The 20,553-nt window shown below is 36.1% G+C and carries 18 protein-coding genes; 3 read left to right on the plus strand and 15 right to left on the minus strand.

The window, feature by feature from the left end:
• Window positions 1-62: 62 nt before the first annotated feature.
• From LI951_RS15340 to LI951_RS03235, 6 genes are all read right to left on the minus strand, one after another.
• Window positions 63-935, minus strand: coding sequence for a SpaA isopeptide-forming pilin-related protein (locus LI951_RS15340; protein ID WP_267491681.1), 873 nt, complete (start codon window positions 933-935; stop codon window positions 63-65).
• Window positions 936-946: 11 nt separating this feature from the next.
• Window positions 947-1,342 (minus strand): hypothetical protein, encoded by a 396-nt coding sequence (locus LI951_RS15345; RefSeq protein ID WP_267491682.1) that lies wholly within the window; start codon window positions 1,340-1,342, stop codon window positions 947-949.
• 356 nt (window positions 1,343-1,698) lie between these two features.
• Window positions 1,699-1,935, minus strand: coding sequence for a DUF3850 domain-containing protein (locus LI951_RS03220; RefSeq protein ID WP_229441237.1), 237 nt, complete (start codon window positions 1,933-1,935; stop codon window positions 1,699-1,701).
• A 5-nt stretch (window positions 1,936-1,940) separates the two neighbouring features.
• The gene (locus LI951_RS03225) at window positions 1,941-2,462 is read right to left on the minus strand and encodes an ATP-binding protein (RefSeq protein WP_229441238.1); all 522 of its coding nucleotides are present in this window, start codon (window positions 2,460-2,462) and stop codon (window positions 1,941-1,943) included.
• Between the two features lie 9 nt (window positions 2,463-2,471).
• The gene (locus LI951_RS03230) at window positions 2,472-2,852 is read right to left on the minus strand and encodes an ASCH domain-containing protein (protein ID WP_229441239.1); all 381 of its coding nucleotides are present in this window, start codon (window positions 2,850-2,852) and stop codon (window positions 2,472-2,474) included.
• Window positions 2,830-3,870, minus strand: coding sequence for a hypothetical protein (locus LI951_RS03235; protein WP_229441240.1), 1,041 nt, complete (start codon window positions 3,868-3,870; stop codon window positions 2,830-2,832). The genes LI951_RS03230 and LI951_RS03235 overlap by 23 nt, the downstream gene beginning before the upstream one ends.
• Before the next feature lie 2,109 nt (window positions 3,871-5,979).
• Between LI951_RS03235 and LI951_RS03240 the strand changes: the two genes are divergently transcribed.
• Window positions 5,980-9,780, plus strand: coding sequence for a carbohydrate-binding protein (locus tag LI951_RS03240; RefSeq protein ID WP_229441241.1), 3,801 nt, complete (start codon window positions 5,980-5,982; stop codon window positions 9,778-9,780).
• A gap of 685 nt (window positions 9,781-10,465) precedes the next feature.
• Here LI951_RS03240 and LI951_RS03245 read toward each other — a convergent pair.
• Window positions 10,466-10,837 (minus strand): nuclear transport factor 2 family protein, encoded by a 372-nt coding sequence (locus LI951_RS03245; RefSeq protein ID WP_229441242.1) that lies wholly within the window; start codon window positions 10,835-10,837, stop codon window positions 10,466-10,468.
• Between the two features lie 415 nt (window positions 10,838-11,252).
• Here LI951_RS03245 and LI951_RS03250 point away from each other — a divergent pair, with 415 nt between their 5' ends.
• Window positions 11,253-12,062 carry an aldo/keto reductase family protein gene (locus LI951_RS03250; protein ID WP_229441243.1) on the plus strand — a complete coding sequence of 270 codons (810 nt, stop codon included), beginning with the start codon at window positions 11,253-11,255 and terminating at the stop codon, window positions 12,060-12,062.
• A gap of 498 nt (window positions 12,063-12,560) precedes the next feature.
• On the opposite strand, the gene LI951_RS15350 is transcribed toward LI951_RS03250, so the two are convergent.
• The 6 genes from LI951_RS15350 to LI951_RS03275 all read right to left on the minus strand — a co-directional run bounded on the left by LI951_RS15350 (window position 12,561) and on the right by LI951_RS03275 (window position 18,332).
• Window positions 12,561-12,803: a transposase gene (locus LI951_RS15350; RefSeq protein WP_420705909.1), complete on the minus strand. Its 243-nt coding sequence runs from the start codon at window positions 12,801-12,803 to the stop codon at window positions 12,561-12,563.
• 439 nt (window positions 12,804-13,242) lie between these two features.
• On the minus strand, window positions 13,243-13,482 hold the full coding sequence (locus LI951_RS03255) for a transposase (protein WP_229441244.1): 240 nt from the start codon (window positions 13,480-13,482) through the stop codon (window positions 13,243-13,245).
• Window positions 13,483-13,620: 138 nt separating this feature from the next.
• Complete coding sequence (ribF, locus tag LI951_RS03260; protein ID WP_202068929.1) at window positions 13,621-14,574, minus strand: riboflavin biosynthesis protein RibF; 954 nt, start codon at window positions 14,572-14,574, stop codon at window positions 13,621-13,623.
• A gap of 20 nt (window positions 14,575-14,594) precedes the next feature.
• A complete protein-coding gene (truB, locus tag LI951_RS03265) occupies window positions 14,595-15,515 on the minus strand; it encodes a tRNA pseudouridine(55) synthase TruB (protein WP_202068931.1) in 921 nt (306 codons plus the stop codon).
• Window positions 15,516-15,738: 223 nt separating this feature from the next.
• Entirely contained in the window at window positions 15,739-17,088 is a 1,350-nt protein-coding gene (locus LI951_RS03270; protein WP_229441245.1) for a DEAD/DEAH box helicase, read from the minus strand.
• A 56-nt stretch (window positions 17,089-17,144) separates the two neighbouring features.
• Complete coding sequence (locus LI951_RS03275) at window positions 17,145-18,332, minus strand: VanZ family protein (protein ID WP_229441246.1); 1,188 nt, start codon at window positions 18,330-18,332, stop codon at window positions 17,145-17,147.
• Between the two features lie 135 nt (window positions 18,333-18,467).
• Here LI951_RS03275 and LI951_RS03280 point away from each other — a divergent pair, with 135 nt between their 5' ends.
• Window positions 18,468-18,803: a hypothetical protein gene (locus LI951_RS03280; RefSeq protein ID WP_202068183.1), complete on the plus strand. Its 336-nt coding sequence runs from the start codon at window positions 18,468-18,470 to the stop codon at window positions 18,801-18,803.
• A 120-nt stretch (window positions 18,804-18,923) separates the two neighbouring features.
• Here LI951_RS03280 and LI951_RS03285 read toward each other — a convergent pair whose 3' ends face one another.
• Window positions 18,924-19,265, minus strand: a complete 342-nt coding sequence (locus tag LI951_RS03285) for a zinc ribbon domain-containing protein YjdM (protein ID WP_229441247.1) — start codon at window positions 19,263-19,265, stop codon at window positions 18,924-18,926.
• A 310-nt stretch (window positions 19,266-19,575) separates the two neighbouring features.
• Window positions 19,576-20,538 carry a DHH family phosphoesterase gene (locus tag LI951_RS03290; protein WP_229441248.1) on the minus strand — a complete coding sequence of 321 codons (963 nt, stop codon included), beginning with the start codon at window positions 20,536-20,538 and terminating at the stop codon, window positions 19,576-19,578.
• Between the last annotated feature and the right edge of the window lie 15 nt (window positions 20,539-20,553).

Genomic DNA, 20,553 nt, shown 5'->3' on the forward strand with positions numbered 1-20,553 from the left:
CCTACACTAGCCTTATTTTCAGTTACATAATAGGTACCTAATTCTAATACTTCTGTGACTTTTTAAGCTGTTTCAGCATATCCTTTTTCATTAGTGATAATGGTTTGAACAATCGTACCATTCGGATCATCTTTACGAATATCAAAAGTGTTTCCAGCCAATGAATAGTGTTCGTTCCATTGTGTGATTCCTGTTTCAACACCTTCCTTATTCAATTGAATCTGTCCTTTTTCACGATAATTAGTTGAAATGACTTCAACGGCTTCACTTGCTTTAATAGTTGTAACCATTGGTGTTGTGTCAATGGTGTAAGATTTTGGCACCTCCTTTTCTGTAATGGTGACTTTCGTTCCATGAAGAATCTCAGTAATGGTTATAGTGCCATCTTCTCCTGTTTTAACGTCTCTTGCGGGAAATTTATTATTATCAAATGTTACATGGAAAACTGTATCTGGAACTAGCTTTCCTGACTCTTTATCTTTTTTAACAATTTTCAGATTCCCATTTTTTATGACCTCTAAATTGATAGTGAATTCATTTGGAATATCAATCGCTCCTGCAACAACAGATTGTTGACCTGCTAATTTATAGGCAACAGGTGTACCAAATCCTACAGACTTTCTAAATTTTAAAGAACCACTTGTAGAATCAACATTTGGTGTGAAGGTTAGGTTGTTACCATTAATTTTATATTCACTATTTGTAGAATTATTTGTCTCTTTAAAAGAGTTTAGATTGGTATTGTTCGTATCTGTTACTGTCACAGATTGACCGAGAACAACTTTGATTGTTTGATTTGTGAAGCTGGGTTTCTTCTCATAATCCGCAATAACTTGATTAATCTTATCTTTTATTGCTTGATAATTTGAAAGAGGTGTCCCATCCATTCTTAAAATAGAGTTGACATTTAGTCCATTTGCTTCTTTCCAAAACATGGTTTGTGCGACTACTTGCGTATCAGCATCTGTGCCAGCTTTTGACCATAATGTTGAAATATATTTGGCACGTTGTTTATTGCGATATCTGGTAATGGATTAGACGTATAGTTTGGAGTTACTTCGTTTACAATATTTACTGTAGGTTCATAACAAAAGACTGGCTGCCTCATTCCGTTATAAACAGCAAACAAAGGGGCATCTAGCCTATCATACTGTTCCTCATTTTCAAACTTTCCCTGCATTCGATATAATTGATTGTTTGAATATTCAATCGTTACGTTCTGGGGAAACGTTGTCTCTGCATTCACTGAAACTGGAATAGCAGAAGCAATGCCCCCTACTCTTACAAGTGCAATTCCTGCAAGAGTTCTTTTAATGCCTTTTTTCACGTTAAATCGTTTCATAATTAGCCTCCTTAAATAATTTCTAATAAAAATTGAAATGTTAAATGGTGGTGCTCTTTTTCTTATCACGCACATTCTCCTTTTACAAAAATACAAAAAAGCGATCATCATTGTGAGTACACTCAACAGCGAGATCGCTTAACTTTTTTTCTTATTAATTTGTTTTTTCTCTTTAGTTTAATATGAAAGTGTTCTTATTATTGGTCGTGCTCGTATTTTACATTTTATGATATACCCTTCAAACATAGAAAGCTAATTCCATTGATAACCTTATCTATATCCTATCAATTGGTTTTAAAGTCTCTAAGATACAAGAAAACCACAGACTTTTTCCCAAGTTCTGTGGTTTTAAAAAATTATTTTAACCTATTGAAACTAAATACTACAAATCCTTCTTTTTGTTCGAAGTCTGTTATATAAGATATTGTGGCAGTCAGCTCTCTACCAGTAAACTCTCTATCTTTAGTTATTTCTTGTAGGATTATAGTATCTCCAATTTGAAAATTTCGGTCATTAAATCGTATCTCAAAATTCTTTTTTTCGTTTAACACAGCTTCAAAATACTCTGTATCAATCTTCAGCTCGTGCTCCAAACTTATCACCTCTCATCAATAAAATTGATTAGATTGTCAAATTGATTAATATTGTCATATACAAAAAGAGGTATTTTTGCATTCAAAGAATAGCTTCTCGCAGTATCTTCTTCAACTTTTTGAAATTTTTGAATTCTTTCAAGCACCCAAGTATGGTTATCTCTATTAAATAGCCGAGACTGAATCACTTCTGGAATTTCTTTTTTTAGAATGACGCCAACAATATCAACATTTTCAAAAGTTTCAAATGGTAGAGGAACTATTTCTCCAGTATTGTTTAATAGTGTAAAATGCCCATCTAGGATTATTTTTGTTGATAATGAATCAATCTTTTTAAGTTCCTTTTTCCATAGATTTTGATTTTCTGCAATTTCTTTTGTTTGCTTATTTATAGTATCTATTTGTTGATCAGCTTTCTTTATTAAAGAACTGATAGTATAAGCCTCAATTGGATATACTTTGTCAATCTGATCCAATAAGGTAGATTTTCCAACACCATGAATTCCCGCTAGTAAAATATATTTCATTTATTTTAGTTACCCTTCAATATAACAAAAAGACTGAGGTGCCGCTTTTATCTTTTTATCGAAATAATTCAAATCCATTGGTACATCATACTTAATAAATTCTTTGATTTGAATAGCGAATCCTGTATCACGTCCATCAAAATATTCATTAAAAAACTTCCTTGAAATTCCAGAATATTGTTTCGTTTCTTTCCAAATGTTAGATGGACAATCTTTAATGATACTCTCAATTTCAAATTCACCAACCACTTTTCCATACGGCTTCGTGGCATAAACTACAATAGACGAAATATCATCTCGCTTGAATATATTTTTTCTATACTCAAATTTTTTTCTACCTTCCATAATTTCTTCTACGAATTCAGGTTTAATTGATAATAAAACCTTCATATACTTCACCTATTTCTAATATTTTTTCAAATTGATTGTTTGTCAAATTCAGGACACCAAAATATGCTCCCCTGTTCAATCCTACTTTGTTTATCAAATCTTGTCTAATAATTCGTTTAGGTAGTGCCAAGTTGTACAGCATTTTAATAATATATGGATATTTTTTTGATTGGTAGTAACCTCTAAGCTCTTGTTCACTAAAGATAGAACCTTTTCCACAATACCTAAGATACTCATCGACATCTTTAAAATCATTCATTTGTTTTACGCTTGCTACCGTACATAAAGTAGTCGCTACTGAATTGTATTCAGCTGAACGGGCGTTATACTCCTTCATCCGATATATCACTATCAAGTCTCCTATGTTCATTGCTTTAACACCAGACATATTAGTAATATATATTTTCTCAGTTGTATTGGTGAAAGATAAATCTTCAACTACATGATTTTTTTCAGTACGCAATTTAGAGTCAGGAAACATCTTAGTATGAAATTCAGGTTTTATAGATAATAGATACTTATTACTTTCTAAATTAACTTTAGGATAGTCTTTATAAATATTCTCAAAAATAGTTTGATCTTTGTAATAGACTAACTCTCCATTTGCTTTAGTTCCCCAAACTTGAAACCCAAATTTTTCTAAGAGCAGAATTAGGCCCTCTTGCTTTTCAAAAACTGTAACATAAATAAAATCTTGATTGGTTTCAATCATCTTTTGTAAAGCAATACTCAAAAAACGTTGTCCTAAAATAGTTCCATGTGCATTAATTTTGAATGTCCCTATCTTTAAGCGTCTCTTTTTAACGAATTCAGGAGAGATAGTTTGATCCTCCTCGTATTCATCTTTCAAATACAGAAATCCATTTAAAATGCCATTATCTCTAAAAATATATGCATCCTCACTACTTTTACCTAGAAACCATCTTTCAAAGTCATAGTCTTTTTTTAAAGAATCAAAAAATTGATCATTGACATCTAAATCAGAGAATTTAACTTTTTGAATAACATCCTTCTCCATATCCATCCTCTTCCCGAACATACGTTCTTATTCTATCATAACTTACAATTAATTATAACTGTTTTAGAAAAAAAGCTCTAGAATTATTTTATAACAAACTTAATGTTTAGTTTAACTTTGTAAGACTTGATTACTTCTTCTGTTAAGAAATATTGAAATCAGTGTATAATCAATTATCACTAGTAAAAATTTCAGGATTTTTTTCACATTTACAAAAGTATGATCCTGTTATTTTATTAAGATAATTTTTGAACTTTCCATTTCCATTCACTATTCTAACTAAAATTCACTTCTAAAAAAAATCCGTACCACTTTCATAAAAGCATGTACATTTTTATACTAATCAGCATTTTTAGTGGTTCATATATCTCTTATTTTTTCTTTTGGAAAATAAAAAGAGAATCGCTTTAAATCAACGATTCTCCTAATTTTGTCTGTTGTTTTTTAAAATGTATACGTTAATTTGATTTCTCTAAGCAATAAAATCACAATAGTAGCAAATATGTTCACAAAAGGGAATGTGAATGTAAGCTGAGACTCTGCTAGTACTCATAGTATTTGGTTCTGCTGTCATTTACTGAATCCTCCGAGGTCAAAAATCGTAGTGTCTATTCCACAATGAATCATTGCAAAACTCTCTCAAATAAAAAAGAAGTTGTGACAGAAGTGTTCTGTCTCAAGAACCAGGTAGGTATCATGCACATCTACTCTGACAAGTCAATCGTAGTGATTTATGACAATACGTCGGAATATACGAAAATTGTCAAGGAACACTAGTCATGAAATGAATAGCTGTGGATTGATATCTACTTGGAGCTTCCCATATTTTTGAGAGTATTCGGCTTATTTCCGAGATGTTGCTTGCGATTACTCGGCACAGATTAGGACCGACAAGTGCTAGTTCTACTTTGCCGCTTCTGCTTATATTCGTACTTTAGCAGAATGGTATGCGTAGTTTTGATAAATATTCCTTGAATGAAACTAGCTCACTTGATGTAGTAGAGCTGTATGCGTAGAAGAGCGTAGAAGAGCTGCTGTCTCTATGAGTCTAACGATTCTCGAGACAAAACAGTACACTATATCCGTTTTTCTACGTCCACGGTTCTCACTATACTACACTTCGTTTCGATCTCATCAATTTCTAAATGGCAAAGCCACTAAGAATTGAAGGACTTCGTTCCGATCCTCGAAGTATGGAGGCTTCGCTCTTACGCTTCTTACGAATGCTCGGATCATACAAAGACTGGAACACCATTTATTTGTTTTTAAGGGTTCTGGATATACTAATGTCACAGACCCATCTTATCACATGTTTCTGTCAATGTCGTTACAGTTTGATTTAAGTTTTCTGAGCAACGCTTTATTATAGAACATAAAATGATTCTCAAGCAACGCTCTAACCAACTTATAAATTACATTAAAAGATAGTCTATAAATGATCTTCAATGGTAAAAAATTTTTACTTGTATGCTTCAATGACAGGAGTAAGCAGCTTCAAAAGCAAGTAGGGAGTTGCTAATCCTGCTTTGTCAGTTTCACTTGTGTAGGAATATCTAGTGAAATGATATATGTGGTCTCGATAAGTATTCCTTGAATAGAGGCTAGCTCATCTATGAGCATTAGCAGAATGGTATGCAATGCTCTTGCTGAGGATAAATTTATTCTATATACAAAGAGACAGCTGTATGCAGGCGACAGGCTTTGAATGTGAAACATTCATCTTCTTAAGAGGTATATGTTTCTTAATATTATAACCTAAATAACAAACAATATTAATCAGTACTTTTAGTTCATCTTTGTTCGTTTCAGCAATTGAAATTAATCATAAAAAAATCCAAAACAGCATACACCAAATAAATATATCGAATAATATTTATATTTTTCGTTTTTTATTCACTTTATCATGATTTTATTTATGAATTTCACATTTTAGAGAATATAATGAAAAAATAGATAAATAAACAATTTTCTTTTGTGCTAGACTGTTAGCGGGATATTTTTAAAAAGGAAATAACAGTAAAAAAATATAGTGTTTAATCACTGTTTATTTGCCAATTATTTATTGAAAAATCCTTTACTGATAAACAATTACACAAAGGAGTAATATTCATGAAAAAAAAATCAAAATTTTTCGTATTAGTTTTCACTTTTATGGTGTTTGCTTTAGCATTTTTGGAAAATAATACAGCCGCCTATGCCGAATCAAAAGATTTCTATCCCCCCGTAAACATAGTAACTGTTGAAAATGAAAAATCAGCATTACCAGAAAGCATTACTTATTTATCTGAAGATCAAAAGATCTCACAAGATAACGTTTCCTGGGATTCCATAGATGAATCCATATTTTCGAAAGCTGGCACTTATGAGATTCAAGGAATTGCTAAAAAAACAAATGCAAAAGTAAAAGGAATTATTACTATTTTTCCATCAGATCAAAAAGTTAAAGTAGCAGCTATCGGAGACAGTATTACCTATGGAATGAATGTAGAGAATGCCCTAATAAACTCTTATCCGAGACAGTTAGGTTACCGTTTAGGCAGCAATTATGATGTTGTAAACTACGGAAACTCCGGTAAGACCCTGCTAAATAACGGAAATGATCCGTACATTCGTACATCTGAATATAAAAACAGCTTGGCTGTTAACCAAAATATCGTAATTATCCAGTTAGGTACCAATGATACGAAACCATATAATTTCACAAAAATTGATAACTATATTAATGACTATGTGAATTTGATTAACGCTTATAAAGCAATGGAAACAAAACCTGTCGTTTATGTTTGTCTGCCGCCAAAAGTTGTTCATACAAACTATGATATCAGTAATGAAAATCTGAAACTGATTTTGCCAAAAATTCTTGAGTCCGCCAAAAAAGCCGATGTTGATGTTTCAGTCATAGATAACAACTCCATAACTCAAGACGCAGACATTCTGATTCCGGATGGTGTCCATCCAAACGCACGCGGAGCTGCACTGTTAGCAAATAATGTTTATGCCAGACTTAAAGGAAAATCTGAAGTTATTTCTGGAATTGCTGAAGCAAATGACTATTATACTGCTTTCGGATCACTTAATACGTATCAAAATAATTCATTCTACATTGGCGGAATTGTCCCGGATGCATGGATTTCCTATAAAAACGTTGATCTATCTGTTCATAAAGGCAGCATTCAGCTATTCTCCTCCATCCCCTATGACAATACAACAGTCACAATACGAAAAGGTGCTGTGGACGGAGAAATTATAGGTGAAAAAAAGCTGACTCGCTCAGGTAGTTTGAATACTTGGCTATATCATACAGTAGAGCTTACTGAAAATACAGGAATTGCTGATATATATGTTTCATTCTCACGCCCTTCTACAAGTACCATTACTGAAATTGCGAACTTAGGAGCCATTAACTTTGGTTTTGACGAGAAGAAACCTCTTGAAATTCATTCATTTTCTGAATTACAGACTGCAATCAATAGTAATATTACCAATTTAAAACTCATGGCCGATATTTCGTTCACTACAAACCTGCAGCTGAAAGATAACACGAAACTGGATTTAAATGATTTTACTCTAAATACTGCCAATTATTATTTCTACAAAGACGAAGCTTTGGGCAGAAAGATTTCAGTTGATGTACGTAACGGAATCATTCAAGGGCAAAATCCATACGGAAGCTTCTATAGTGCAGACTCTACTAATGCCAATTACGGTATGAATTTATCTTTCTCTTCTATTGCTTTTGAAGGAACACTTTTAAATAGAGGATTAAGCAAAGAAACAGTTGTAGAATTTAAAAATGTTCAAAGTTCTATATCTTCAATCAGTTCAAATAATACATTTGTTTATAAAGAAGTTGATCTTGGAAAAAATCTTGGAAGTATTCAACTATATGCTTCTGTACCTTACGACAACACGACGGTTACTCTTCGGACTGATTCAACAGATGGTCCGATTATCGGTCAAAAAATACTGACTCATTCTGGAAATATAAATACCTGGTTATATCACACCATCGATTTAAAAGAAACCGAAGGAATCCACGACATTTATGTGACAGTTAACAGACCCTTAACTGGAGAGACAGTTGAATTGGCTCGCCTTGGTTTTCTCAATTTTGCTTACGATGAAAACGAACCGACTGAAATCCGTTCATTTACAGAGCTTCAAACTGCTATCAGCAGCAATCTAACTAATTTAAAATTGATGACGAATATTCAATTCACTACAAACCTGCAGCTGAAAGATAACACGAAACTGGATTTAAATGATTTTACTCTAAATACTGCCAATTATTATTTCTACAAAGACGAAGCTTTGGGCAGAAAGATTTCAGTTGATGTACGCAACGGAATCATTCAAGGGCAAAATCCATACGGAAGCTTCTACAGTGTAGACTCTACTAATGCCAATTACGGTATGAATCTTCTCTTCTCTTCTATTTCTTTTGAGGGACAGTTGTTAAACAGAGGTTTGAGCAAAGAAACTGTTGTCACTTTTGAAAACAGTCAGAATACAAAATCATCGATCAGCCCAAACAATACCTTTATTTATAAAAATATTGATTTAGATGGGAATTTAGGCAGTATTCAATTAAATGCCGCAGTGCCATATGACAATACAACAATGACTGTTCGAGTTGATTCAGCGGATGGACCGATTATCGGAGAAAAAGTACTGACTCGTACAGGTAATGTAAACACTTGGGTATATCATACAATTGATTTAGCTAAAACAAACGGAATACATGATATATATGTAACAGTAAGCAGACCCTCAACCAGCGAGACTACTGAACTGGCTTATCTTGGCAGCATCAATTTCACCTATGACCAAAACAGCCCAACTGAGATCCGGTCTTTCACAGAACTTCAGACCGCTATCAACAGTAATCTGACAAACTTACAACTGATGACTGATCTGCAATTAACTGCAAACATTCAATTACAGGATGATACTGTTATTGATTTGAATGGCTATACACTAAATACCGCCAGCTACTACCTGACAAAAAACGAATTACTTGGTAAACGTATTAATTTGACGATTAAAAATGGACATGTCTTAGGTCAAAATAATTATGGAAGCATCTATTCCGGCGATTCTGCCAATCAGTCTTATGGCATGAATGTTAATGTACAGGATATCCAATTTGACGGCACATTGTTCATTCGTCAAAATGTTACAGGTGCAGTTGTTTCCTTCGAAGGTGATAACGAAATTCGTTCAACTAAAGGCAGCAATGTCTACGCTCAAAATGTTACCTTTAAAACCGGATCAACTTATAAAGGTACAACTGAAGGCGGCGGTTCCAGCAATGACAGCGGCTCAACTGTTATTTCAATGGGTAACAGCAATACACAAAAAGAATTCATTGTTGAAGAAAATGCGATTGTTGAATTATACCCCGGCTACAGCGGTACCGGCTATGGACAAAATGCCGTTTACGGCTTCTCATTCTTGCAAGTTCAGGAAAATGCGAGCTTTACAGCTAAAGGAAACGGACCTATGCTTCGTACTGAGTATACAGCTGGAAATGCAAAAGTGGAGGTCCTACAGGATGCAGTATTCGACGTTTCCACCAGCTTGGCTGCAGAAGGCTTCTCTTTCTCACATGGGATCGATTACGTCTTTAATAACCCAGCATATTTCTCAATTGAAAGCTTGAATACAAAACGTTTTTCATTTATGTACGCTTACCGGGCAAGCTCGTTTACCTACCATGGTAAAGAATTAAAAGTTTGGGAAACAGCTGATACTGCTGGTGAAGCAAGTAAAAAATGGACTGACATTGATAGTATGCAGTTAACTAATATCCTAAACGGAAATAACATGGGAACACTCACAACCAGCAATGAAATGCTGCTCTCAAAATTTGGCAGCTTAAACAATTATTATCGTATTTCTAATCAATAAGATGAACAAAGAAACATACTAAGATTAGTGAAGTTGTGACAAAACTTCTCCATGCAACAAGTAATCGCAGGAGCATATCTCTTTATGCTCCTACGATTCTTACGAACGCTCGGGATCATACAAAGACTGGAACACCGTTTATTCGGCTTTTGGGACTCAAACATACTTATGTCACAGTCCCCACTATTTTCTATTTACAGGATATAGTAAAGGTGAAAGGAAGCTTAAGTATAACCTCATAAATTTAGAATTCGTATCAAACACTAACATTTTAGAATCTGGTTTAAGCAGGCAGGGACTTCGAACCCATGTAAAGGGAAGCTGGATCGAAATGATTCAGTGAAGGTCTTTCAGTATAAGAGAAGGAATAAAACAATATCATTTATTTTAACTTTTGATGTATCAAAAGAAGAAAGCTGCAAGGTACTTTATCAGGAGAACCTCTATTGACGAACGCTGCTCAACCTCTGGAAAAATTTGACCTACATCAGACTATTCCTGGGGCGGGCGGGTTCTAGATCATTAAAAGGAGAAGCTTCACCAAATAAGGACAACTGATCAGAGAATATCTTCAATATCTTCTTAGAGAATATTCCGAAAACGCGACGATTCATCACTTTAATTACCTGAGGAAGTCTTGAATCTGTTCTATTTAATTCTGATTTTGAAAGGATAAACCGTCACTTTACTTTCTGAGAAAAGGACGATAAGTCACATGTTTACACTCATATTCACAGATACTTTGAATCTTTCCTTTTGAAAATTCAATCACAGAAACTCCATCAAACGCATATTCTTCTTTTTCTTTCGCATTAAAGTACCATTCAACAACTAGAATATCTTCTGAAACTTCCAAAATTCTATAAATAGACCACTCCAAAACTATTTGCTTTTCCAGCATATGTTCCAGCCACTGATAAATCTCACCGATTCCTTTATACACTGGCCCGTAACACTCTCTATAAGTAATATCTTGATTAAAATACTCTTCTATTTTTGAAAAATCTCGACTGATCCAACATTCAAAATAATGCTTAACAATTTCCTGCTTTTCCATACTTGCCTCCCTTTCTCCATTTAATTAACAATAATGATATATTCTTCCCTTTGTTCGCTTCATAATGATAGTGAACAAAATATTTCCTAAAATCACAATTACTCATTCTTTTATTTGGCAATCAAATTGTTTTGGTTCATCATTCATTAAAAAAGGCATTCACTTTCCTTTTATGATGTTTTTGTTAAAAATAAGCATTTTCTATAAAATCCGTTACTTCTATTATACAGGTTGAACTTGAATATTAGTAATGCCTTTCGGATATGGTCAGCATTGCCAAAATATGCTTTGACTAAAGAATCTGCTATTTTCTTATCTATGATAAACCTATCAAAAAAGAGCAGCATTCTTTGTCTCCTCTCTTCATTTTTGTTAAGATAAGAAAAAAGCTCCAAAAGAAAGGAATGGGTGCTGTATGGAAACAATAAGGTTAAACACAGGCATTGAACTGCCGATTATCGGCAGCGGGACAAATACTTTTGGTAAGGAAAATCGTGACTATATGGGTAAAATAAACGGAGATACCACTGAAATCGAGACAGCGATTACTGCAGGCTATCGTCATTTTGACACGGCAATCAGCTATCGAAATGAATCTGTGGTTGCCTCTGGAATTGCTAAAAGCGGTATTCCCCGGTCAAAATTTTTTATCACTTCAAAGCTGCCGGGAAAGCCAGAATATACATCGAATGAAGCTGCTGTTCAAAAAGGTGTTGAAGAAAGCCTACGTACGCTGAAAACAGATTATATTGATTTGTTTCTGATTCATCATCCTTGGAATAATCTGGAAGAAATTACTTTGGTATGGAAAGTACTGGAGAAGTATACTGATAAGGGTGTATTGAAAGCCATTGGAGTTTCCAATTTTAACGAAGAACAGCTGAAACATCTACTTGATCATTCTCGCATTAAGCCTGCTGTTAATCAGATCGAATCGCATCCAGGTCTCTGGAATGATGACATTATCGCTTATTCTTTAGAAAACAACATTGTTCCCGAAGCGTGGGGGCCTTTAACCAGAGTCAGTCCTGAAGCCAAAAAAATACTGACTTCAATTGGTGAAGAATACGGCAAAACATGGGCTCAGATTATTTTACGATACCAGCTGGATCGCGGAGTAGTCGTTATTCCCAAATCTCATAATGAAGAACGGCAAAAACAAAATCTTGACTTGTTTGATTTTGAACTGACTGAAGAACAGAAAAATAAAATTGCACAACTTTAGGAACTGTCTGAAAACTCTAGTGGCGAGCATTTTCGTAATTTCCATAGATTTCATCATCACAAATCCTCACTTATTGCCAGTCCTGCTTACCCAGTATCAAGCTAGCAGGATGGTATACAATACTCTGATAAAATAAATGGGCAGACATTTATATCCATCTCAAAGAGATTGTTGCCAGTCCCACTGGTGCAGGAACATCTAGTGAGATGGTATGCAAAGCTCTGATAGAAAAATGACATTAGTGGTTATTCGCTCCCTAGCCTTTGCCTTGGAGTGTTTGACCGCTTGGATTTTTTATTTGTACCACATGCATACCCCATTATTTTTATCTGATAATTCTTTCGCTAGATGAAGGACATCGGTTAACTCTAGACAATGATCTTTTCCGCTACTTTCTTTCTCTGCGAAGAGAATGTCGCAATCACTTAAAGCAGATTTTTGAACCTCTATTCCAATCCTCTTGGCTGGAAACTCTTGCATAACCAATTTTGACTTTATCTAACTTTTACTAGTAGATTTGATATCTTCCCTACTAGTATACTTTGAAATCCACTGTCTTAAAACACTGTGGGAAGAAATTGAGAATGTTTCAATCACCTCGTTGAGTGATTTCGCATTATCTACAACTGCTTTGACTGCGCTAATTTTGAGTTCCTCTGGATAACTTGTCCAAGGGACTTTGACATAAGTATGTCTGAGATCCCTAAAACCGAATAAACGGTGTTCCAGTCTTTGTATGATTCGAGCATTCGAAGAAGCGTAGAAGCAAGTTCATACATGCCCCCCCAGACATGCGACGAGCATTCGAAGAAGCGTAGGAGCAAGTTCATACATGCCCCCCAGACATGCGACGAGCATTCGAAGAAGCGTAGGAGCAAGTTCATACATGCCCCCCAGACATACGACGAGCATTCGAAGAAGCGTAGGAGCAAGTTCCTACATGCCCCCTAGACATGCGACGAGCATTCGAAGAAACCGTAGGAGCAAGTTCATACATGCTTCGAGGATCGGAACGAAGTCCTTCAATTCTTAATGGCTCTGCCGTTTAGAAATTGATGAGATCGAAACGAAGTGTAGTGTAGTGTAGTGAGAACCGTAGACGCAGAAAAATGGCTGCAGCGTAATGTTTTGTCTCGAGAATCGTTAGACTCGTAGAGACAGCAGTTCTGGAAATAAATCACTACGATTGACTCGTCAGAGTAGATGATGCATGATACCTACCTGGTTCTTGAGACAGAACACTTCTGTCACAACCTCGTTCAACTCCGCCTGCTTCATATTTACGAATCCAGTCTTTCAAGGTCTCATTTGCCACATCAATTCTTTTAGCCTCTGCATTGGTAGAGATCCTTGACTGAAGGACCTGATGAACGGAAAATAATTTTTCTTCTACACTAAATTTTACTATCGGCGCATACAAAAACTCCCATCATAGTAGATTAGAAATTTTGTTTTTTCTAGTGTCTACTATGTTGGGAGCATACCAATTCAACGAGTCAGCCTGTTTGCTTTTTCGATTTTATTTTTGAATTAAACTGATTGAATATACTTCGTTTAATTATGAATTACTATGTCTGTTTTTAAAATAGTCAGCTGTATCCTGCTCATCCTGCTTCAGCTGTTCAATCAGCTGTTCAGCTCCATCAAATTTTACCTGGTCACGCAGGTAATGATTCCAACGAACAACAACCTGCTCCCCATAGATGTCCTTGTGGAAATCCAAAATATAAACTTCCACAGTCAGCTCGCGCCCGTCACCAAATGTATCATTATGACCGATTGATCCCATTCCAACATACCAATGTTCACCGATTTTAATCTGTGTGGCATATACCCCGATACGAGGCAGTCGAACAGTGCTTTTCACACGAATATTCGCAGTAGGAAATCCAAGCAGCCGCCCTCTAGCATCTCCATGAACAACTGTACCTTCAATTTCATACACATAGCCCAATAAATCAGCAACTTCTTCCATATCCCCAAAATCCATCATTTCCCGAATTCTGGTAGAGCTGATTTTTTCTCCGTCCATCTCTTCACGCTGAACAGTTATGATATCAAAACGTTCTTTGGCATATATCGGAAAATGCATCACATCAGCGATTTCTCTTGGTCCATACGTATAATCAAACCCTGAAACAGCTACTTTAGCATGCAAATCAACAATATACTGATCTACAAAATCCTGTGGTTTGAGATGCGCAAAATCAGAAGTAAATTCAATAACATAAAGGATATCAGTCCCCAAAGCAGCCATTCGTTCTTCTTTTTGTTTAAGACTAGTCAAATATTTCATTTCATTTGGCTTTACTTTTTGAAATACAATGGAGGGATGCTGATTAAATGTCATGACTGCCAGCTTCAAACCTCTTTCATCTGCAATTTTTCGGCCTGTTTCAATTACCTTTTGATGTCCCTGATGAACGCCATCAAAAAAGCCTAATACCATTACCACATTATCAGCAGGTATCTGTGCCGGATCATAGGGGTGACGAATGGAAACAATTTTCATAAGACAAATCTTCCTTCTATTTAATTATTTCTAAGTACTTTACTTGGCTTTAACAACTCTTTTTTTTCTGGATGCTGTTTATATAAACTGACTACCAAATCTTGATAATACAGCGCAATTAAGTCCTCAGGCATTTTATTAAGCTTCAATTCCTGAAGCGATAAAAACACACCATTTTTCACTTTGGCATAGAGCTTATCCGTCAAATCGACTCTTGGAAATTCAGCAACTGCTATCTCTATGGGCAATAGGATGTCATCAATTTTTCCCAGCTCTTTTTTTTCAGCAGTTTCTGCCAACGTTACGCATTGCTCTGCTTTCAAACCGCCGCTGGCTGTTCGAACCAGTTCAGACATATGTGCTGGAACTCCCAAAACTTTCCCGGTATCCACCGAAAGCGTTCGGACATAAGTCCCTTTGCCGCAAACAACTTCAAAGGTCCATGACTGTGTTCCCTCTTCTTTATTAAACATCGGTACGCTTGTCCGTTTGAAGGAATGAATCATCGCTTTTCTTTCCGGACGCTCTACCTCTTCACCATTTCTAGCATACTCATATAGTCGTTTTCCATTTACTTTTACAGCAGAAAACATTGGTGGAATCTGCGTGATTTCACCTGTAAGCTGCTTCATCGCTTGATCAATCTCCTCCAGCGAAAATGGCTTTGCAATAATTTCCTGTTCAACCACTTCTCCTCCGGCATCTTCCGTTGTTGTAGAAAAGCCCAGTGTAATCTCTCCCTCATAGGTTTTACCGGAATCTACCATATATTCAATGACTTTGGTTCCTTTACCAATACAAATCGGCAAAACCCCTGAAACATCAGGGTCTAATGTACCGCCATGTCCAATTTTTTTTGTATGTAAAATTTTTCGCAGTTTGAAGACACAGTCATGACTGGTCATTCCTTTTTCTTTCCACAAGGGCAAGATTCCATCCATTTTATTTTTTCCTCCATTTACATGCTAACTTGGTTATTATAGCATAGAACACTTGAAGAAAACATTGTTGAAAATCTATAAAAAGCTTTCTGTCGCAAAGCTCATCCCCCCAAAAAAATTCAACATGCCTCTCTTTTGAATAATTGCTAAAACGAACATTCTTCCACAATAAATGAAGAGCCTCAGACATCTAGTGCCGCAGACTCTTCAGGTTTGTAATAGTTTACTGATTTGAATTCTTTTTTGATTTTCTCGCTGTACGCGTTTGCTGTCGGCGTTCAACTTTACGTTTCTGTTTATTGCTGGCCGAAATCGCACGATCAATCTTCTTTTTGTAGCCTGGTTTGATTTTCTTCTTCTTCTTTTTCACCAAGCCAATCAATGTTGGATCAAGCTCATCTTTTGATTTCACTCGTTTTGTACGACGGTTACGATCATAAGTTTCTACAATCTCGCCATTTTTAATTTCTTTAGGATGGAAGCTTATTCCCAACTGTTCAATCTGAGTAATCATATAATCATCAGATGGCTCGTACAACGTAATCGCTGTACCTTCCAAGCCGTTTCTTCCAGTCCGCCCTACCCGATGAATGAAAAAATCCAATTCTACAGGAATTTCTGCATTAATTACATGTGATACACCTTCAATATCAATTCCTCTGGCAGCCAAATCTGTTGCCACAACATACTGGAATTCCAGATTCTGAACCTGACGCATCACACGTTTCCGCTCTCTGGGCGTAATATCTCCATGAATCTTTGCTACTTTCAATCCCTGTCCTTTTAAAAACTCAGTGATTTCATCCACACGCTGTTTTGTATTGGCAAAAACAATTGCCAAGTAGGGATGACCTATTGTTAGCAGCTGATAAATCAGGCGATTTTTGTCTTTTCCTTTTGTCGAAATCAGCCAATTATCAATCGTCTCAGAAATAACGGCTTTTGGTTTAATATGTTCAACGACTGGGTTCTCCATGTATTTTTTAAGGAATGGACGCAATTTTTCTGGAATAGTCGCTGAAAAAACCATCATTTGCAGATGAGCAGGCAGTCTTCCTGCGATTTGATCCACCTCTTCAAGAAAGCCCATATCCAGCGTCATATCTGCTTCATCGACAACAAAAGCAGATGCAGTATGCACTTTTAACGCTTGTTCATTAATCATATCTAAAATACGTCCCGGCGTACCAATGACCACATGAGGCTGCTGATTTCCAAGCTTAGCCAATTGACGCTGCTTATCTGTACCGCCGACAAAATTTGTTACACGTATTTCCGGTTGACTAAACTGAGCGATTTGCACCGCTTCACGATAGATTTGACCAGCCAGCTCTCTACTGGGTGCTGTAATGACTACACTAACCTCATCAAGAGTCGGATCGATTTTATCCATTAACGGCAGTAAAAAGGTATGTGTCTTGCCGCTGCCGGTTTGTGATTGACCTACCACACTTTTTCCTTTGTTGATTACAGGAATTAGTTTTTCCTGTACTTCTGTCGGCTCTTTAAAGCCTTTTTCTTCTAAAGCTTTCATGATAAATGGTTGAAATTGAAATTGTTCGAATGAACTCATTTTCCCCACCTCTTTTCTTTTTTCTACGTTAGCCCTCAAGCATTATAACACAAAATCTATACTTCCTCTGTGCTTTTTTCAAACTTTTTATTTGGTGTAATTGTACTGACTGTATACGTGTGGCTGGCCCGTTCATAAAAAAACTGCCGTTGCTTTTTCAAAATTGAATAACCAATACTGAATATGAACATTAGAATAATAATCAGACTGAAAATAAACAGAATCAAGCTCACGGCTTGAAGTATTGGATTCGCTGAATTTAACCATACATCAGCATAAGAAGCATAGATACTGCTCAACTGAAAAATATAATACAGATAACCATAGCGTAAAAACAGCGCCTGAAAACTGATTTTAGCTTTCCCTTCTTCCACAATCCTGATTTTTACAATCTTTTTTCCCATAGTCTGACCATTCGTGAATGTCGGAATTAGCATAAAGACAATTAAGACAATTGGAAAAAACCAAATTCGATTGTCAGAAAGATGTACCTGATCGTCCCACATCCGATATTGACTGCTAAAGCGAGGGACTGTCGTAATAATGGCTTGAACAATACCTATTAGAAACCAGTCAATAGCGAAAGCAGACAGCCGCCTGAAAACCGTCACCTGTGCTCCTTTTCTATATGCTTCTTCATCAATCTCTTCTCTGCTTGGCAGCAAAAAAGTAAACAAAGGAGTAATGGCATATCCAATCATACTTCCCAATGTGTTATTGATCAGATCATTTACGTCTGCCAGCCTATAAGAACGAGGATATATAAAATACAGTCCACTAAGCTGTGTCAGCTCAAAAAACAATGACAGAAGAAAACCTGTCAGAACGACTTTTTTAAATGAAAATTTAAAATAATAGCGTAGATAAATACCTAATGGTACTAAAAGTACGATGTTGAAAAGCGGTTCAAGAACTACCCCCTGTTTCATAGCAGGTATATAAGTATTTGGATCGCCTAAAACCAAGGTTGTTTCAGTAAAAAAACGAACAACGGTATAAAACGGACGCAGTTCAATGATCTGACTGGTATAATGTGCCACTTCTTCCCTAGGCGGTAATGGCAGAATCACCAGAAAATAAGCACACAGCACATAGAATACGAATGAATATAAAATAAGTGCCCTCCAAAAAAGAAACGTACCATACTTTCGATATTCATAGATAATAAAAATAAAGGATATCGCAAATGCCAAAAAAGGAAAAATAATCAGTGCTGTCCTAATTGGTCCTGCGTAAATATACATTGTATCTTCCCCACTTTCTCCTCTACAGTCTATAGAATAAATGTACTTTTGTCATTTCTGATGATTGTTGAAAGAAAGTAATTTTTGAAAAATATACTGGTTAAAGTTATTATAGAGAAAAGGGAGGGATAGATTATGCTAAACAGCTATTTTGCATTTGGTGTACCGATATTTTTAATGATTTTATATCTTTTTTTCGAATTAGTCAGAATAAAAACAAGCATTCATTACTATATAGGATTCATTCTTTTACTGATTTCTACATTTATGACCCTGTTCAGCTTTCAGGTGCAGCAAACCCTTTGGACTTCCAACATAGATACCTATAAACTTTATGGTTATCCTCCCGAAATTTTATGGCTGCCTTTAATTATTGGTATTCTTTTAGTCATACTTAACAGCGGGCGGGGAATTAAACGGATTTATCTATTCCAACAATCGAGAAAACATGGACATCCTGAGCAAAAGTAGAGCTGTTATGAAATAGAATTGACTGACAATTAAATTACCATTTTTTTTGCTTCTAAACAATTCTATGATTAACTTGTTAAAAAAATCCTTCCACGCTGTTTAGCAGGAAGGATTTTTTTATTAAGCTTTTTTCACGAATTCAGACTTCAGCTTCATCGGTCCAAAACCATCTACTTTACAGTCAATATTGTGGCCGTCGCTGCTTTCAACCAGACGAATCCCTTTGACTTTTGTTCCTTGCTTGATAGCTCCGCTGGCTCCTTTCACTTTTAAATCTTTAATGACTGTCACCGTGTCGCCGTCTTCAAGGACATTCCCATTGGAATCCTTAACAACAAGCCCCGTTTCCTCCACTGATTCACCGACAGTCCATTCATGACCGCATTCCGGACAAATCAACATTCCCCTATCTTCATAAGTATACGCGGACCCGCACTCCGGGCAATTTGGCAAAGTATCCATTTTATCTCCTCTTTCAGTCAGTCTCCACTTGCTTCTATGCAGCGGGCTATTCGTATTTATTGAGATTAGCGCTGTAATAACTAATCCTTTTTGGTTCAAGACCCTTCTTTAAACCAATACCCGTATAAGTTTAGCTTACTTAACTGAAAAATGAAAGATAGAAATAAATTACACTTCTTATTACTTTACTAAAATAAAAACTGCTCTAAGAGAATAATTTATCGACTACTCCAAAAATGTTCTTTTTTCAGTATATATTGCACAAGCTTATCAATTTTCTTCTTTTAAAAATGCTAATTTTTAAACAACCCTATTTTATCTGCTGTTTGCGAAATGCCTTACAGATCGCCTGTATTTCCCGATAGATGACATTGACTTCTTCCATATCTCTGGCATTTGCGCCGCTTGCCAGCGGATGTCCGCCGCCATGATGCCGCTTGGCAATTTCATTTATTACAGGACCTTTGGAGCGCAACCGTACGCGATAATAGCCTTCAGGCTGCTGAACAAAGATCCCCCATGCAAGTACTTCATCAATAGCACCAGGCAAAGCTACGATAGCTGCTGTTTGTGCATCAACAATGCCATTTTCATTTAAAAGTTCATTGGAAATAATCACCTGAGCCGCTCCCTGCTCGTCAACAGCCAACGCTTGATAAACGTATCCGGCAAGCTTGGCAACAGATAAAGACATCTCCTCCAGCTTACGGTTAAGACCGGTCGCATCAAAAGAATAGCCTCTCAACTCAGCTGCTGTTTCCAGTGTGTGAGGCGTTGTTGCCGGATAAAGAAATCGTCCTGTATCTCCTACAATTCCCGCATATAACAATCGTGCGGCATTATCTGTCATTACCAGCTCATCTTGAAACTCATCATAAAAATCAACAATCATCTCACTGCAGCTGCTGGCTTCGGTATTTACCCAAACAAGATTTCCGTAAGGTTCATCGTTCGGATGATGATCTATTTTGATTAATTTATCCCCCAAAGAATAGCGATCATCACTGATTCTTGGCGAATTTGCTGTGTCTGTAACAATAACCAGCGCATCTTTATAAATGCTATCTTCAATTTCATTCATTTCTGCTAAAAATTCAAGTCCTTCGACAGCTCCTCCCACCTGATACACTCGTTTTTCTGGATAGCTGGCACGAAGAATTTCTGCAAATCCAACCTGAGAGCCGATTGCATCTGGGTCCGGCCGCTGATGCCGATGAATAATTATCGTTTCATAGTTCTTTATTGTTGAGAAAATATCCTTTCTCACACTCATACTGCTACTTCCCCT

It is taken from the genome of Enterococcus sp. BWT-B8, from assembly GCF_020567625.1.
GTDB lineage: Bacteria > Bacillota > Bacilli > Lactobacillales > Enterococcaceae > Enterococcus_L.

Bases quoted from the DNA above. Each gene is read 5' to 3' on its own strand.
- LI951_RS15340 (WP_267491681.1), bottom strand. From the start codon at position 935: ATGTTTTGGAAAGAAGCAAATGGACTAAATGTCAACTCTATTTTAAGA.
- LI951_RS15345 (WP_267491682.1), bottom strand. From the start codon at position 1,342: ATGAAACGATTTAACGTGAAAAAAGGCATTAAAAGAACTCTTGCAGGA.
- LI951_RS03225 (WP_229441238.1), bottom strand. From the start codon at position 2,462: ATGAAATATATTTTACTAGCGGGAATTCATGGTGTTGGAAAATCTACC.
- LI951_RS03230 (WP_229441239.1), bottom strand. From the start codon at position 2,852: ATGAAGGTTTTATTATCAATTAAACCTGAATTCGTAGAAGAAATTATG.
- LI951_RS03235 (WP_229441240.1), bottom strand. From the start codon at position 3,870: ATGGAGAAGGATGTTATTCAAAAAGTTAAATTCTCTGATTTAGATGTC.
- LI951_RS03240 (WP_229441241.1), top strand. From the start codon at position 5,980: ATGAAAAAAAAATCAAAATTTTTCGTATTAGTTTTCACTTTTATGGTG.
- LI951_RS03245 (WP_229441242.1), bottom strand. From the start codon at position 10,837: ATGGAAAAGCAGGAAATTGTTAAGCATTATTTTGAATGTTGGATCAGT.
- LI951_RS03250 (WP_229441243.1), top strand. From the start codon at position 11,253: ATGGAAACAATAAGGTTAAACACAGGCATTGAACTGCCGATTATCGGC.
- ribF (WP_202068929.1), bottom strand. From the start codon at position 14,574: ATGAAAATTGTTTCCATTCGTCACCCCTATGATCCGGCACAGATACCT.
- truB (WP_202068931.1), bottom strand. From the start codon at position 15,515: ATGGATGGAATCTTGCCCTTGTGGAAAGAAAAAGGAATGACCAGTCAT.
- LI951_RS03270 (WP_229441245.1), bottom strand. From the start codon at position 17,088: ATGAGTTCATTCGAACAATTTCAATTTCAACCATTTATCATGAAAGCT.
- LI951_RS03275 (WP_229441246.1), bottom strand. From the start codon at position 18,332: ATGTATATTTACGCAGGACCAATTAGGACAGCACTGATTATTTTTCCT.
- LI951_RS03280 (WP_202068183.1), top strand. From the start codon at position 18,468: ATGCTAAACAGCTATTTTGCATTTGGTGTACCGATATTTTTAATGATT.
- LI951_RS03285 (WP_229441247.1), bottom strand. From the start codon at position 19,265: ATGGATACTTTGCCAAATTGCCCGGAGTGCGGGTCCGCGTATACTTAT.
- LI951_RS03290 (WP_229441248.1), bottom strand. From the start codon at position 20,538: ATGAGTGTGAGAAAGGATATTTTCTCAACAATAAAGAACTATGAAACG.